Origin of the sequence: Marinobacter xiaoshiensis (assembly GCF_031631795.1) — a bacterium.
GTDB classification, from domain to species: domain Bacteria; phylum Pseudomonadota; class Gammaproteobacteria; order Pseudomonadales; family Oleiphilaceae; genus Marinobacter; species Marinobacter xiaoshiensis.
On the sequence record NZ_JAVMBO010000018.1, the window covers coordinates 452,833 to 468,708 of the forward strand.

Genomic DNA, 15,876 nt, shown 5'->3' on the forward strand with positions numbered 1-15,876 from the left:
TACCGGGGAATAGTTTGTTGTCATCCTCTGGCTGTTTTTACGGTATTACACAACTTCTGCCCAGAATACCGTTTACTATTGAATGGATGCGGAATCAAAATAACTGATAATTATCAAAAGAACCTGCTCACACTATGTCGAAAATTGCTCCTGAGCTTCCCGCAAATGGGCGCTCTCAGCTTCAGGTATCGGGTGAAATTCCAGTTCCGGTTCTGATCAACTGGCTGAGTATCTCTGCAGTGCCATTGCTGGCCTTTTTTGCCTCCCGTTCTGTCGAGCAAGGTGAGCACCTCGCGGCTGGCCTGCTGATAGCATTTGCCATTCTGATGACAATCAATTTGCTGATTTACGCTGCGTTCCGCCACAAAACCTTTCAGCGTCGCGCGTTTATTGGCCTGACAACCACGGTGTTTATCTATGTGTCGGTCAGCGCGTTAGAGAATGGCTCGGCGATTATCTGGCTCTTTGCCTACCCACCCATCATTTTTTACATCAGCGATGCGCGGTTTGGTGTTGGCGCCTGTCTATTCGGATTTACGGGGGTTACGCTGCTGTTCTTCAGCCCGCTTGCTGACCAATTACTGAATCTGCCCTATAGCACCAGCTTCCGGATTACCATGGTTGTAGCCCTCGGCTTTGAAATGATCACCTGCTACATCCTTGATCAGAGCCGGCGACGGAGCAAACTTGGTTTGTTGGCGCTGGCCCGAGAGTTCGAGTACGCCGCCAAGCATGACACACTCACCGGCCTTGCAAACCGCAGGGAGGCCTTGGCTCAACTGGAAGTGGAATACGAACGCTATCTTCGTACCAACCGGCCATTTGCCGTGTTGTTAGCAGATATTGACCTGTTCAAAAGTGTAAACGATACCCACGGACACCATGTAGGCGATGAGCTGATTGTGTTGGTTGCAAACACACTGCATGAGGAGGCCCGGAAACTGGACACCACCGCTCGTTGGGGAGGTGAGGAATACCTGGTGCTACTGCCGGAAACCAATGCAGACGGTGCAGTGCAGATTGCCAACAGGATTCGTGAGGCAATCGCCGAGAAAGCTGTGATGGTGGCGCAGACAGCAGTCCACTGCACTGCCAGTATTGGCGTAGCAAGCATCGAGGGGGCGGAATCTGTCGACAAACTTCTCCAGCATGCAGACGAAGCCTTGTACCGTGCAAAAGCCCTCGGCCGCAACCGTGTTTGTATGTATCAGATTGACGGGCCTGCCTGATCATCCCAGCCGTTTCGATAACTTACTACAGAGTCGCCCAACCCTGAAACAAGTTGGGCTACCAACAGCTGCTCAACAGCATCAATAGACGCTGAGGTAAAGTCACTGGTTTGGCACATGGCCAGTCCCGCATACCCGCAGGGGTTGATCCTGCCAAATGGCTCCATGTCCATATCGACATTCAGCGCAAGACCGTGGAACGAACATCCACGGCGAACCCGCAATCCCAGGGAAGCAATTTTTGCATCACCCACATAAACACCTGGCGCATCTGGCCGGGGCTCTGCGGCAATATCAAGCTCAGCAAGCGTGCGTACTATGCCCTGCTCAATAATGTCGACCAGCCCCCTCACCCCTATCTTGCGACGGGTAAGCCCAATCATCAGGTAAATCACCAGTTGACCAGGTCCGTGATAGGTCACCTGTCCACCACGGTCTACCTGAATCACCGGGATATCACCCGGCGCCAGGATATGCTCGGCCTTGCCAGCCTGGCCCTGGGTGTAGACCCGAGGATGCTCCAGACACCAAAGCTCATCATTGGTGTCGTCACCCCTTTCTGCCGTGAAGCTTTTCATGGCTTCCCAGGTTTCCAGATAGGGCTGCTGGCCCAAAGACCTGACAATGAGTTCAGGCATGGTGCTTACAACACCATGTGAACACGGCCGCTGGCCTTGAGGTCCTCAAACAAGGCCTTTAGCTGCGGCTCGCCAGTAGCCAGAATATTCAGCCGTACCGAGCAGAACCGACCTTCCCTGCTGTCTTTAACAGAGACATCTTCTTCCTTGATTCCCGGAGCGTGCTGCTGAACAACCGCTACGACAAACTCTTTGAAATCCGGTGCGGCATCGCCAATCACCTTGATACCGTAATCACAGGGAAACTCTATTTTTGGCGCTTTCGGCTCGCTCATGCCGTTTTTCTCCCGGGCTCAACTGGCCCTTACTGGAATAACTGAACAAAAAACAACTTGATGGCGTCCCAGATTCGCTTGAACAAACCGCCTTCAGGAACCTCCGTCAGAGCAAGCACTGGCTGATCAATCAGCACTTCCCCATTAAAGGACACTTTCACCCGACCGAGCTCATCACCGGCACGAACCGGTGCCTTGATCACTGAATCAAGATCCACACTGGACTCAAGGCTGTCACGGGATCCGCGAGGAATGGTCACGTAGGCATCTTCAAGCATGCCCACGGAAAGCTTGTCAGATTGACCGCCCCACACCTTGGCCTCAATCAGCTCCTGCCCCGCCCGGAACAAGCGCTCACTTTCATAGTAGCGAAACCCGTAGTTCAGCATTTTCTGGATTTCCTGGGATCGCGCCTCAGAGCTGCTGGTTCCCATCACTGTTGCAATAAAGCGCGTGTTGTTGCGCTTGGCTGAAGCAACAAGACAGTACCCTGCCTCTTCGGTATGGCCGGTTTTGAGGCCATCAACACTATCGTCGCGCCATAGCAGGCTGTTACGGTTGGGTTGACGGATATTGTTGTACGTAAAGTGCTTCTCCGCGTAGATCGGGTAGTTTTCCGGGTAATCATTGATAATCGCACGCGCCAGAACAGCCAGGTCATAGGCGGTAGAAAAGTGATCTGCGGCAGGCAGGCCGGTAGCATTCTGAAAGTGGGTGTCCTTCATGCCCAGAAGTTGAGCCTGCTGATTCATAATATCTACGAAAGCGCCCTCACTGCCGGCAACAAATTCCGCCAGGGCTACCGAAGCATCGTTGCCTGACTGAATAATTACGCCTTTGAGAAGGTCTTCTACGGAAACACTGGTGCCCTCTTTAACAAACGTACGGGAGCCCTCTGTTTTCCATGCTTTTACGCTGATAGGAACCATGTCGGACATGCTGATCCGGCCTTCGTCCAGCTCGCGCTCAACAATGTACGCTGTCATCATCTTTGTCAGACTGGCCGGCGGCAAGCGCTCGTTGCTGTTCTCTTCCATGATGATGCGACCACTTTTCGGGTCCATCAGCACGTAGGAACTACCAGCAATTTGCGGCGGTGAAGGAATCAGCACGGTCTGGGAAATTGCTTTGCCTGAAACCGTAAGCATCAGCACAAACGTAAGGAGTGCTGAAGCAAAAGAGAGTGAGCGGAAAACTGATTTTAATGCCATGGGTCCATTCGTTCGTCGTTAAGTGTGTTTTATAAGTGATCTGACGCTCAGTCAGAGTCTGTCAGCACAATTGATTGCGCAAATCCTTCAGTTTCCAAAAGGCGCTGCGTCTTTCGCGCACTGCCTTCATCCTGAAAAGGCCCAACCTGAACCCGGTGAAAGCGCCCTGAAGCAGTATCTACTGCACGTACTCGCACAGAGTTACTCCCCAAGGAGCTACCAAGTCTATCCACGGCGCGGGTCTGTAGTTTTTCTGCCGGGTCGCGGCTGCTGAAGGAGCCAAGCTGAACAAACAGCCCGCCGCCCTGGCCGTCAAATGCGCTGTTCGCAGTTTGCGTTTGCACCGGCCGCTTCACCTGCTGCCCATCCAGCGCGAAAGGCTGACCAGCAAGAAACATGCTGCCGTCGGGCTTCACGGTAATCGATGCGACTTCTACACGGGCGGTTCCGCGTGACTGATAACCCAGCTTTTTAGCCGCTGCGTAAGACAAATCAATGAGGCGATCACCGTGGAACGGCCCACGGTCATTAACCCGCACAATCACAGACTGCCCGTTATCCAGATTAGTCACTTTTGCGTAACCCGGTATCCGCAGAGATTTATGGGCTGCGGACATCTGGTACATATCAAAGGTTTCACCATTAGACGTTTTGTGACCGTGGAACTTTTCGCCATACCAGCTTGCGGTGCCGCGAGCGACATAGCCGTCATTACTGTCCATTACCGTGTAGTGTTTGCCCCAAACTGTGTAGGGAGATTTGTTCCCGGCCCTTACCGGGGCCTGATATACGGGCACTGCATCTGACAAGCCAGAGGCATCAAAGTTTCCCGTGGGTGCCCGGTCTTGAGTAATGGTGTAGCGTGATGAATGGTCGGTACCGGCCGGTGCAGGCGTCGGAGCCGATGCGCAGCCGGCAAGCGCCAGAGCCGCCAAGCCCAACAACCATAACCCTGCGCTATGTGGTATCACTGTACAGATGCCCTCTGAAATATGCGCTGCTGAATGGAAAATACAGCTCTTGCGACCATTGTAACGGGTTCGCGCCCCGTATCACCATTACCGGCCTGACATCAGGCCGTGATCATCCGGCGATGGGTGTGTATGGACATCAGAATGCCAAACGCCGCCATCAGGGTAACGGTTGATGTTCCACCATAAGACACAAGCGGCAAAGGCACCCCTACAACCGGTAGCAGGCCACTTACCATGCCCACGTTAACGAACACATAAATAAAGAAGGTCATGGTCAGCGCACCCGCAACAAGGCGACTGAATGAATCCTGGGCAGTCACAGCGATAAAGAGGCACCGCAAAATAATCAGGAAGTACACGCTGAGTAGTATCAGAATCCCTACAAACCCGAACTCCTCTGCCAGTACCGCCACTATAAAATCAGTATGGCTTTCCGGAAGAAACTCAAGGTGCGACTGAGTGCCCTGAAGCCAACCTTTGCCATCCAGGCCGCCAGAGCCGATGGCGGTTTTGGACTGGATAATATTCCAACCTGCACCCAGCGGATCACTCTGGGGATCAAGCAGTGTCAAGACACGCTGCTTCTGGTACTCGCGCATTCCGAAAAACCACATTACTGGCGCAGCTACAGACACCATTGCCAAAAATGCGCCTATGAGTTTCCAGCTCATACCGGCAAAAAACACAACAAACAGACCCGCCATACCCACAAGAAGCGAAGTCCCGAGATCGGGCTGCCTCACAATCAGAAGCATCGGGAGCAGGACAATAGCCAGCCCGACACCAATGCGTGACAGCTTCGGCGGCAAGAAGTGCCGCGACAGATACCAGGCGGCCATTATGGGGACAACAAGCTTCATCAGCTCCGATGGCTGAAACCTGGGCAATCCCGGCAACGCTAACCAACGCTGTGCACCTTTCGCCCCAACCCCCACAAATAGCACAGCAACCAGGCCCGCTAGGCCAAGTACGTAAAGCCAAGGTGCCCAACGCCTGAATACAGAGGGATCAAGCTGGGCGAAAACCAACATCACAACAAATGCGACGGCAAAGCGCACGCCCTGGGCCTTTACGACATCCAGATTTCGGTCGGCGCCGCTGTACAACACGAAAAAGCCGCAGGAAATCAGGACAATGAGCAAGAAAAGCAGAATAGGATCCAGATGCAGTGCAGACCATAAACCTCTCGGGCGACCAAGGGGGTTGCTGGCTGTTGAACTGAACACTTCCCGGGGGGCCATCAAGGAGCCTCTCTTTGCGAATCGGTTTTGCTGACCAGAGAACCTGCAGCGGCAGAAAACTCCAATATCCAGGCATCGAACAGGGCCCGAGCTACAGGAGCTGCTGTGCTGCTTCCTCCGCCGCCGTTTTCAACAATCACAGCGACAGCAATCTGTGGTTTTTTGACCGGTGCAAAACCAACAAACAGTGCGTGGTCGCGTAACCGCTCCCGCACCTCTTCGGCGTCGTACTCTTCATCTTCTGCAAGACTGAACACCTGGGCGGTACCGGTTTTTCCAGCCATGCGGTAGGGGGCACCACGGCCGGCAGCGCGGGCAGTGCCCTTCACTCCATGCATAACTTCAGCCATGGTCTCAGCAATAAACTCCCAGTCACTCGGGTCCTTGAGTTTCAACGGTTCGTGGGTTTCCGACGGTAAAAACTCTTCAACGGATCGGTCACCCTGGATGTCTTTGAGCAACCGCGGCTCTACCCACTCGCCGCGATTGGCAATCAACGCGGTTGCTGTGGCCAGCTGCAGTGGCGTAGACAACATAAACCCCTGACCAATACCGAGATTAACAGTGTCTCCCGGATACCAGGGTTCATTACGCGTGGCGCGCTTCCAATCCGGGGACGGCAGAATTCCGCTCAATGCGCCGGACACGTCCAGAGTTGCATCCTCGCCAAAGCCAAAGCGGGCCAAATAGTTGACCATGGTATCCACGCCCATTTCCACAGCCGCTTCATAAAAGTAAACGTCACAGGACTGCGCCATCGCGTAGGTCAGATCAACCCAACCGTGCCCGCCTCGCTTCCAGTCCCGCCAACGCCGCCCAGAGGAGTTGATCTGAAAGTGCCCCGGGTCCCAAATGGTGTGATCTCTTGTTACTGCGCCACTATCGAGTGCCGCAATCGCCAACATGGGCTTGAGCGTTGATCCCGGGGGGTATTGCCCCCTCAGAGCCCGATTGAACAAAGGTTTGTCATTACTCTCACTCAGCTCCCGATAATCTGGCACGCTGATTCCAGTCACAAACTTGTTGGCATCGAAACCCGGCACGCTGGCCAGCGCCAATATCCCGCCTGTGGCAGGCTCAATGGCAACGATTGCTCCCCGGCGTCCGTCAAGGAGTTCGTGAGCCCGCGCCTGCAAACGCAAATCCAGATGCAGTTTGAGATCCTCACCGGGCACCGGATTTTCGCGTTCCAGCACTCTCAGAGTACGACCTCGGGCGTTGGTTTCTACATGCTGGTAACCAACCTTGCCGTGCAGCAGTTCTTCATAAAATCGCTCGACACCAGACTTGCCAATGTAGTTGGTGCCGGCGTAATTAACCGGGTCAATCCGCTGCAATTCATCACGATTGATCCGGCCAACGAAACCCAGAGCATGGGCAGTCAGCTCACTGTGCGGGTAATATCTAACCAGCTCCGCCTCCACCTCTACCCCAGGCAACTCGTGTCGGTGCACAGCCAGGCGGGCAATCTCGTCTTCGTTAAGGTCGTAGCGCAGTGGAATTTCCTGAAATGGACGGCGAGGCTCGCGCAAGCGGCGCTGAAACCGTTCCAGATCCTCATCGGAAATATCAAGAATACCGACAAGCTGCTCCAGTGCGGCATCAATCTCGCCAACCCGTTCAGGCACTACGGTCACGCTAAAAACGGGGCGATTTTCTGCCAGCAAAACCTGGTTGCGATCATAAACAAGACCACGGGGAGGCGGCACAGACTGGACCTGCACACGGTTTTTATCAGAGAGGGTGGTGTAAATATCATGCTCGACAATCTGGAGCTGATACATACGGGCGACAAGCACCGACAAAAGGAAGAATACGAGCGCCAGCATAACAGTGACGCGACGCTGGAACAGTCTGCGCTCGGCGGCAGTATCCTTGAATTCACCCCACGGCATGGATGTTTCCTAAGCCCGGTGGTACGGGTGGTTACGGGTAATCGACCAGGCTCTGTACAGCTGTTCTGCCAACAGAATCCGAACAAGAGGATGAGGTAAAGTGAGAGGGGACAGCGACCATTGCTGATCTGCGCGCTGACGGCAAGGCTCGGCCAAACCATCTGGCCCACCAACAAGAAAACTCAGATCCCTTCCGTCTTGCTGCCAGCTTTCCAACTGGCTGGCCAGCTTTTCCGTAGTCCAGGGGCGCCCTGTCACTTCCAGCGCGACCACCCTGTCCTTGGAACCGGTAGCGGCCAGAATTGCGTCGCTTTCGCGCTGCATCAACCGGGGAATATCAGGGTTTTTGCCACGATGAGGCATGGCAATTTCTACCAACTCAAGGGGCATTTCCGGAGGCATACGACGAGCATAGTCGTCGTAGCCCTTACTGACCCAGTCGGGCATTTTTTGCCCCACACAGATCAGGCGCAGCCGCATGATTACTCGCTACCCTCAGCCTCGACATCCGGCGCGTCACGCCAGAAGCGCTCCAGATCATAAAATTCACGTGTGGCGGGGAGCATCAGGTGTACAACCACGTCCCCCATATCCACCAGAATCCAGTCGCTGCCGCCACCACCTTCCACACTGTTGACTCGAACGCCCTTCTCTTTGGCGTCAAGAACAACCGAATCCGCAAGGGATTTAACGTGGCGATTGGATGTTCCGGATGCCAGAACCATAAAATCGGTAACGCTGGTACGGTCCCGCACATCAACAACGCTGATGTCTTTTGCTTTCACGTCTTCAAGTGCATTCACTATCAGATCTTTGAGTTGCTCTGCCTGCATAATTACCCTGTAGTCCGGGTGCCGGCCGGAATGGCCACCCGAAAAGTCATTTTCGATCGCGATTGTAGCACTAAAAGTTCTTTGCGGGGCATGCCCCGTAAAGCCCCATACTCTGAATCTCCGCCAAGACTGCATCCGGAGCCAGATAACGGGGTGACAGGCCACGACCAATCCGGTCACGGATGCCGGTTGCTGAAATATCCAGCCAGGGCGGATTCAGGTTAAGAATCTTCCCGGAGGCACTGCTGTATAGATCTTCGGCGTTACCAACACTGCGCTCCTCCAGCAGCCTGGCAGGCTCACCTTTCGGATCCAACACTATGCCCGGGCGCTGCACAACAATAATGTGAGCCAACTCAGGAATTGCCCACCACTCATTCCAGCGATCAAGGCCGGCAAAGGCATCGGTACCTACAACCATGGCTAGCGGCACCTTGGCACCCAACTCTTTGCGAAGTTGGCGCAAGGTATCCGCCGTGAAGGAAGCGCCTCCCCGGCGCAGTTCGCGATCGTCAACGCTTAAGCGCGGCTCCCCGGCAATCGCCAACTCAAGCAGGCGCAGCCTTTGCTCGGCTGTTGCGCCAGTATCACCCTTATGCGGTGGAATATGGCAGGGCATCAAACTTACAGGCACGCCTCGAAGCCGCTCGCCAACCTCCAGCGCAAGGCGCAAATGCCCATGATGTATCGGATCGAAGGTTCCGCCATAAATTACATGCATCTGCATCAGGCCCGAATGTGCCCATCGCCGAACACCACGTATTTTTGCGAGGTCAAACCTTCAAGCCCAACCGGCCCACGGGCGTGTATCTTGTCGGTGGAGATGCCAATCTCAGCGCCAAGGCCATACTCAAAGCCATCCGCAAAACGGGTGGAGGCATTGACCATCACCGAGCTTGAATCCACCTCGGTGATAAAACGCCGGGCACGGGTGTAGTTCTCTGTAATGATACTGTCAGTATGCTGAGAGCTGTAACGGTTGATATGCGCAATGGCACCATCCAACCCATCCACCACACGAATGGCCAGAACGGGCGCAAGATATTCCTCTTCCCAGTCTGCCTCTGTGGCCGCGTTTATATCCGGAAGAATTTCACGGGTCTGCTGGCATCCTCGCAGCTCCACACCCTTTTCAATAAAAGAAGAGCTCAACAGCGGCAGCATATCGGCAGCAATTTCTGTGTCCACCAGCAGGGTTTCCATTGTGTTGCATGTGCCGTAGCGGTGCGTTTTCGCATTAATTGCCACATTCAAAGCTTTTTCTGGGTCAGCATGGCTGTCGATATACACATGGCAAACGCCATCAAGATGCTTGATAACGGGCACCCGCGCGTCCCGGCTGATGCGTTCAATCAGGCCTTTACCGCCCCTGGGCACAATCACATCCACATAGTCCGGCATGGTAATCAGCTCACCAACCGCCGCTCGATCTGTCGTTTTGACAACCTGAACAGCTGTTTCCGGCAAGCCGGCATCTGCAAGTCCCCGGGCCAAACACAAGGCAATGGCCTGGTTGGAATGGATAGATTCGGAACCACCGCGCAAAATCGTGGCGTTGCCAGACTTCAAGCATAAGCTGGCAGCCTCAACCGTCACATTAGGCCGGGATTCGTAGATAATGCCGATAACACCCAAGGGCACACGCATCTTGCCCACTTGAATGCCGGATGGGCGATAGGTCATGTCGGTAATTGCACCAATGGGGTCAGGCAAGGAAGCAACCTGCCGCAGACCTTCAATCATGGCATCAACCCGTGCTGGCGTAAGTTCAAGCCTGTCCAGCATGGCAGCATCCAGACCACTCTCTTTCCCGGAGACAAGATCACGAGCATTTGCCTCAGCCAGCTCACTGCGCGCCGCATGCAGCGCGTCAGCGGTTGCCAGGAGCGCCCGGTTTCGCACTTCGGTGGTAGACCGGGCAACGAGTGTCGCCGCTGCCCGGGCTTGCTGCCCGACTTCGGTCATATAAGCTGCAATATCCATCCCTTTACCTTATGTATTTTTTGCCAGAATTCAGTAATTAGAGCCTAACTTTACCTTTCCCGTTTCAAGTACGCACCCCAAACAGATATTATACCGTTGCGGTACAACGGGAACCCCGAAAAAGGACGAATACCATGGCCCAGACGGCCGATAAGTTTTTGCTGAACCGGTTATCACGCGCCAGCCTCGCCGTTTTTGTGGCCATTGCTGTTTTGTGCGCCTTACTGGGCGAGCCGCTTACCGCGGCAAGCGCCGCAGCTGCGGCCGGCGTTATCATCAGCGGGCGCAGCTTTCACCCTGGCCGAGGCACCCCCCCATGGCCAATGCTTCAAAGGCTGTTTTTTGTAGCTCTTATACTCCTGTTGATGACCAGCTTCTGGACAGGTCCTTGGGCTCTCAGCCACTGGCTCTACGGGCTGCCGCTGGTTGTATTTGCCCTTATGCCCCGCGGCATCGCGGCTATCATAACCTTGGTAATAGTGGTACTTGCGGTGATCGCCGCCCATTGGGCAGAAGGCATAGCTGACCGACATCAGATGATCAGCGCACTCCTGCTTACGGTACTCCTTTCTGCCGTGCTGATATTCCTGCGAGAGTATAAAACTCGCCAACTGGCGCCTCTGAGGCGCACCGATGAGCTAACTCAAGCCGCCAGCCGGGAATATCTTTCTGCCGATCTGCATAAAGAAATTCAGCGCAGCGAGCGCGAGGGCACAGACATGTCGGTCATTATGATCGGCCTAGACGCCCATACCAGCGACAACGACCCTGACGAAGACATTCGTTCGATTCTTCCAAGAATTGGCCGCTTTCTGCACTCTCAACTACGGGATTTCGATACCTACTACCGGGCAGCAGACCTGCAGTTTCTGGTGATATTGCCGGGCATAGCCACTCAAGAGGCCATCCTCAGGGCGGAATCAATCCGCAAAGGCCTGGGAAAACTGCTGGAAACCCACGGTATGAACCTGACAGTCAGTACCGGTATCGCCGGGCTGAACATTGGCGACAATGCCGACAGCCTGCAGCAGAGCGCCGCGAACGCTCTACGCCGCGCACAGCAACAAGGCGGCAACCGGACTCAGGCATACAGCACATGGTCACCAGCCACACCCCCAACCCAGCCCCGTGCGGAGGGATCTGCGCCATGACAGAAACCCGGCTGAGAACCTGGACTCACAGCATTGGCTATGGCACTGCCACTCTGTTTATATTTACTCTGGCACTGCAAAACCTTCGATACGGTTTTTACGAGCTCTTCTACCTTGCTGCCGGCATGGCTGCCCTTACCCTTGGCGGACTGGCTTACACGCTCCTGAGTCGCCGGCGCCAACTCTCGGCACCGGGCCACCTGATTATTCTTGCAACTCTGAACAGCGGTCTTCTGGCAGCCATGTTTGTCATCGGCAGCACCAGCATTACCCACTGGGCCATGCCACTGTTGCTGCTCAACCTGTTGATATTGCCCCTTCGCCACGCGCTGATGCTTTCTCTGCTTCTGCTGATACCCATGTCTATCCTGCTACTTGTAAAACAGCCGGCAGCGGATGCAATCACCGCCGTCAGCGGCTTGCTCATCGTACTGACGGTTGCTGCACTCTATATATGGCAGTACGACCACATGGCTCAATCTGCCGAGGATCTTGCCATTACTGACCCGGTTACTGGCGCTCACAATGCCCGCTTTCTTGACGAAACCCTGCAAAAAGAAATAAGCCGGGCCATTGCTACCGGCCATAACCTGTCTGTGATAAACCTCACCATTGATCATGCCGATGAGGCCACTCAACTCTATGGGGAGCCAGGCATGCAAGCGCTGTTTTGCAACATGACCCAGCACCTTTTCGGCGTAATCCGCGCTGGCGACACGCTCTACACACTGAATGATTCCGAATTTTTCCTGATTTTGCCTTTCACGCCGGAAGAAGGTGTGCGCGTTATTGCGGAACGTATCCGGCGCACAATCTCTGAAAATGAGTGGCCGGTGACAGGCAAAGCCACAGTGAGCCTGGGCTGCACCACCCGGGGGAGCAGCGACACCCGCACCGATACACTCCGCAAACGTGCCCATCAGGCAATGCTTGAAGCCCGTAAGCGCGGGGCTGACACGGCATGGTTCAGCCCGGGAGAGACGCTCCGTACATGAGCAGCGCCTGGCTTTCGGACCTGACTGCGTGGCTTAGCGCCAACCCCGGCTGGCTATCTTTGGCCCTGTTCAGCACCGCATTTATAGAATCCTTGGCGATCGCCGGCATTCTGGTGCCCGGCGTTGCCTTCCTGTTCACCATCTCGGTTATGGCAGCCCAGATAGACATGCCTCTTATGACCGTGCTGGCCTGGGCCTGGTTAGGTGCGGTCAGCGGCGACACTGTAAGTTTTGCAATTGGCAGGTTATTTCAGGGGCGTCTGGCAAGTGTATGGCCACTAAGCCGCTACCCGGAACACATCAGAAAAGCCGAAATCTTCTTTCATTTACATGGCGGGAAAAGCGTTATTATCGGGCGTTTTGTTGGGCCCTTGCGCCCCATAATACCCCTCGTTGCGGGTGCTCTATTGATGCCTTGGCGCCGCTTTCTGGCTTTCAACATCGGATCAGCCATTGGCTGGGCGCCGGCCTATATTTTGCCGGGCTTTCTTGTGGGTGGCGCACTGGCCAGTGAACTACAGCCGCCAGCGCATGTTTATTTGGTGACAGGCATTAGCCTGGCAACGCTGGCAGCCATCTACCTGGTTATCTTCCGTTTTCAGCTGGGCCTTGGCGACAATAGCCGCCTTTACTTGTGGCTTCAGAGAAAGATGGCACAGTATGAAACAACCCACCGTTTCTGGCGTCTCTATTCCAATGAACGCCCGGCCAAAGAAAGCGAATTCCCTCTGGCCTCACTGATGCTTGCATTTGGTGCATTTGCCCTGTTTATCCTCTGGAGCCAACTGGCAACCATGACCGACGTGATCAAACCGTTCGATCAATTGGCGATGCTGTGGTTCAGTGAATTGCGCCAACCTTTGCTGGATGCACCCGCCATTGCAGCCACACTCCTGGGAGACCCTCCCGTTCTTATCGCTGCAGCCCTGCTGGCATGCCTTGCATTAGCCTTCAGGGGCCACTATGCAGCCGCTGTGCATATATTTTCAGCAGCAATTCTGACGATTTTTCTGGTTTGGGGGCTGAAACACGCCATTGGTTCCGTGCGCCCGGATCAGGTTATGAACCCGCCATCATCAGGCGCCTTTCCCAGCGGCCATACCACGGGCATCACGGTGCTTGTCACTATGCTGGCCAGCTTTATAGCCGCAGAAACACACACCCGGAAACGCTGGCAAACCTACATACTGATTTCACTGCCACTGATCCCTGTCGCCATTAGCCGGCTCTACTTGGGCGTACACTGGTTCAGCGATATTGTCGGGGGGCTGTTACTCGGGTTGGCGATCACTGGCGCAACAAGAGCCAGCTTCAGCCGGTTTGACCGGGTGCCTATTTCTCTGGATGTATTCAGCGTATCGGCAGCACTAGCCTGGTTGTCGTTTTGCGGGGGCTACATATGGCTCATGTGGTCTGAAGCCATACAGCATTACGCGCCGGCTCTTTGACGCCTTCAGCCTTCGTCAAGAGCATCCAGCAACTCCTGCAGACGGGCGAGTCGCGCCAATGGATCCTGCATTTCCAAAAGCTGCTGCTTGTCCTGTTTATCCAAAGGCAGCAGCTCCGTCAATCGCCAACTAACATCGCGGGCATCCTCATAATCGACACTCATCCCCAACTCTTCAATCACGGGGTGTCGAAACAAAGCGCGCAGTACAGATGGCAACTCGTGGAATACAGTGGGTATATCTGCCTGGGACTCGGCAGGCAAAAACTCCATCTCACCCAGGTGCAGCCCATCAGTCTGTTGCCAGAAATCCGTGATGGACACCTTTGAATCGCCTTCAACGGTGATTCCCAGCAACCCGTTGTCCAGCTTTTTGAAATCGACAATGCGCACATAGGTGCCTGTTTCATAGAAGGATGCCGTGCGGCCGGCTTCATTGCCATTGCGCAGCAAGCTGATAACAAAGCCTTTATCCTCTTTCATGCAACGGCTCAGCATATCGATGTATCGAGGCTCGAACAGTTGCAAGGGGATTCTTCCACCCGGCAAGACAACGGAATTGAGAGGGAAAACCGGTGCCTTCATCGAATCGACAACAACTGTTGGACTTCATCAACCCGGGCTCGCGCCTCGGTGAGAAGTTCCAGACTGCGGGATGCATTCAGTTCAAGGTTGCCCAGCCTGCGATAGGCCGGCACTTCGTCAAATGCGGGCAAACCTTCATTCTGGCTTGATCCGATCATGGCGTGCAGTTGCGCCACAATGACAACATCAACCAACTGCGGCTCGGCCTCGCGGCTCTCGTAGGCCCAGTCTTCTGCATGACGCACAGCCTCTACGAAGGCCGGCGGAAATGACCAGCTTCCCAGCACGGCAGTACCCACGTCAGCCCGCAGCTCACTGATGGCATTCTTCAGATTGGTATCGTCCGCAAACAGATTTACGTGATGTTCTGCCTGGACCAGAACGGGCACCACACCTATATCGTGAAGCAAGCCCGCCAGTAGCGCCTCTTCCGGATTCAATCGGGTTGCGTGATCCGCCAAAACCCAGCAAAGCGCTGCCACCTCACGGGAATGTCGCCAGAGCTTTTCCATTTCCTTTTGCAATGACGGGTGCCGGCTTTTGAACACTTCCCGCATGGAAAACACGGTCACCAGCTGGCGTGTTGTCCGCATACCCAGGCGAACCACCGTCTCACGCACGTTGCGCACATCGCTAAAACCACGATAAAGAGGGCTGTTACAGGCTCGCACCAATTTGGCCGCCATGGCCGGATCAGCTGACACTGCAGTGGCCACCTCATCCGCTGTGGAGTCATCCCGGTCTACCAGACGCCGCACCTTCCAGGCCACATCGGGAACGCTAGGCAGTTTAAGCTGGTTAGAGCGAAGCTCTGCGTAAAACTCCATCAAAAGATGGTGTTCCTCACTCTCACCACCATGACTCTCGCCAGAATCCATCTCTACCTGAGCCACAGGCGCAGAACGCAACAACTGGTTGAGCACATCCTGCTCCACCACAAGAAACTCACAAGGTTTAACCGCGGTCACGTCGTACATTCTTGGTTGCAGCCTGGCGATGGGGTTCAACGCCTGATCGGTTTCAGCTTCAATAACCGATTTGCGTCCATCCACAGACTCCAGTTCAACTTTTCCGGTTACCAGAAAATAATCAAGGCCATCGCGCACACCACGCTCCAGCACTCGCTGGCCAGGACCATGAGTCCTGCGCTCAGCACGACTGGCCAACACCACCAACTGATCGTCTGTTAGCCGGTTCAGCGGCTGAAATTCCTTCAGGCGGCGCAGCGGCAGGCTTTCCTGGCTAGCCATAGATAATCTCCTAAGTTGACTAAAAGCGGGGCAACAGCGTTTTATAACATCTGTTAGCGATTGTAACCATGACGCCGCAAAACAGCCATGCGCCTGGAGTCTAATCTGGTATCCTTTGTATCTGCATCTGCAATCACCACTTTTTCATACAAAGAGAGATCAGAACACC

16 protein-coding genes are annotated in these 15,876 nt (G+C 54.7%); 4 read left to right on the plus strand and 12 right to left on the minus strand.

All coding sequences use genetic code 11. From position 1 onward, the window contains the following. Positions 1-134: 134 nt before the first annotated feature. Entirely contained in the window at positions 135-1,229 is a 1,095-nt protein-coding gene (locus RKA07_RS17520; RefSeq protein ID WP_200202034.1) for a GGDEF domain-containing protein, read from the plus strand. Here RKA07_RS17520 and lipB read toward each other — a convergent pair. From lipB to RKA07_RS17570, 10 genes are all read right to left on the minus strand, one after another. Further along, positions 1,208-1,867, minus strand: coding sequence for a lipoyl(octanoyl) transferase LipB (gene lipB / locus RKA07_RS17525; protein ID WP_310966945.1), 660 nt, complete (start codon positions 1,865-1,867; stop codon positions 1,208-1,210). The genes RKA07_RS17520 and lipB overlap by 22 nt on opposite strands. A gap of 5 nt (positions 1,868-1,872) precedes the next feature. Next, entirely contained in the window at positions 1,873-2,142 is a 270-nt protein-coding gene (locus RKA07_RS17530; RefSeq protein ID WP_200202036.1) for an HP0495 family protein, read from the minus strand. 29 nt (positions 2,143-2,171) lie between these two features. Continuing rightward, positions 2,172-3,353: a D-alanyl-D-alanine carboxypeptidase family protein gene (locus RKA07_RS17535; protein ID WP_200202037.1), complete on the minus strand. Its 1,182-nt coding sequence runs from the start codon at positions 3,351-3,353 to the stop codon at positions 2,172-2,174. 47 nt (positions 3,354-3,400) lie between these two features. Then, a complete protein-coding gene (locus RKA07_RS17540) occupies positions 3,401-4,324 on the minus strand; it encodes a septal ring lytic transglycosylase RlpA family protein (RefSeq protein WP_200202038.1) in 924 nt (307 codons plus the stop codon). Positions 4,325-4,425: 101 nt separating this feature from the next. Next, on the minus strand, positions 4,426-5,568 hold the full coding sequence (gene rodA / locus RKA07_RS17545; RefSeq protein WP_200202039.1) for a rod shape-determining protein RodA: 1,143 nt from the start codon (positions 5,566-5,568) through the stop codon (positions 4,426-4,428). After that, complete coding sequence (gene mrdA, locus RKA07_RS17550; protein WP_310966946.1) at positions 5,568-7,463, minus strand: penicillin-binding protein 2; 1,896 nt, start codon at positions 7,461-7,463, stop codon at positions 5,568-5,570. The genes rodA and mrdA overlap by 1 nt, the downstream gene beginning before the upstream one ends. Before the next feature lie 9 nt (positions 7,464-7,472). Next, positions 7,473-7,943: a 23S rRNA (pseudouridine(1915)-N(3))-methyltransferase RlmH gene (rlmH, locus tag RKA07_RS17555; protein ID WP_200202041.1), complete on the minus strand. Its 471-nt coding sequence runs from the start codon at positions 7,941-7,943 to the stop codon at positions 7,473-7,475. A 2-nt stretch (positions 7,944-7,945) separates the two neighbouring features. Beyond that, positions 7,946-8,296, minus strand: a complete 351-nt coding sequence (gene rsfS, locus RKA07_RS17560) for a ribosome silencing factor (RefSeq protein WP_200202042.1) — start codon at positions 8,294-8,296, stop codon at positions 7,946-7,948. Between the two features lie 70 nt (positions 8,297-8,366). Then, positions 8,367-9,017: a nicotinate-nucleotide adenylyltransferase gene (gene nadD, locus RKA07_RS17565; RefSeq protein WP_200202043.1), complete on the minus strand. Its 651-nt coding sequence runs from the start codon at positions 9,015-9,017 to the stop codon at positions 8,367-8,369. A 5-nt stretch (positions 9,018-9,022) separates the two neighbouring features. After that, positions 9,023-10,279 carry a glutamate-5-semialdehyde dehydrogenase gene (locus RKA07_RS17570; protein WP_310966947.1) on the minus strand — a complete coding sequence of 419 codons (1,257 nt, stop codon included), beginning with the start codon at positions 10,277-10,279 and terminating at the stop codon, positions 9,023-9,025. Positions 10,280-10,413: 134 nt separating this feature from the next. Between RKA07_RS17570 and RKA07_RS17575 the strand changes: the two genes are divergently transcribed. Genes RKA07_RS17575 through RKA07_RS17585 form a run of 3 tightly spaced genes read left to right on the plus strand, consistent with a single transcriptional unit; the run spans position 10,414 to position 13,873 of the window. Beyond that, entirely contained in the window at positions 10,414-11,430 is a 1,017-nt protein-coding gene (locus RKA07_RS17575; RefSeq protein WP_200370277.1) for a GGDEF domain-containing protein, read from the plus strand. After that, positions 11,427-12,425 carry a GGDEF domain-containing protein gene (locus RKA07_RS17580; protein WP_200202046.1) on the plus strand — a complete coding sequence of 333 codons (999 nt, stop codon included), beginning with the start codon at positions 11,427-11,429 and terminating at the stop codon, positions 12,423-12,425. Before RKA07_RS17575 ends, RKA07_RS17580 begins: the two co-directional genes overlap by 4 nt. Continuing rightward, on the plus strand, positions 12,422-13,873 hold the full coding sequence (locus RKA07_RS17585) for a bifunctional DedA family/phosphatase PAP2 family protein (RefSeq protein WP_310966949.1): 1,452 nt from the start codon (positions 12,422-12,424) through the stop codon (positions 13,871-13,873). Before RKA07_RS17580 ends, RKA07_RS17585 begins: the two co-directional genes overlap by 4 nt. Before the next feature lie 5 nt (positions 13,874-13,878). On the opposite strand, the gene RKA07_RS17590 is transcribed toward RKA07_RS17585, so the two are convergent. Together RKA07_RS17590 and RKA07_RS17595 are read right to left on the minus strand one after the other, a co-directional pair. Next, positions 13,879-14,457 (minus strand): LON peptidase substrate-binding domain-containing protein, encoded by a 579-nt coding sequence (locus RKA07_RS17590; RefSeq protein WP_310966950.1) that lies wholly within the window; start codon positions 14,455-14,457, stop codon positions 13,879-13,881. Continuing rightward, positions 14,454-15,707 (minus strand): HDOD domain-containing protein, encoded by a 1,254-nt coding sequence (locus tag RKA07_RS17595; protein ID WP_200202049.1) that lies wholly within the window; start codon positions 15,705-15,707, stop codon positions 14,454-14,456. Before RKA07_RS17595 ends, RKA07_RS17590 begins: the two co-directional genes overlap by 4 nt. Positions 15,708-15,876 lie beyond the last annotated feature (169 nt).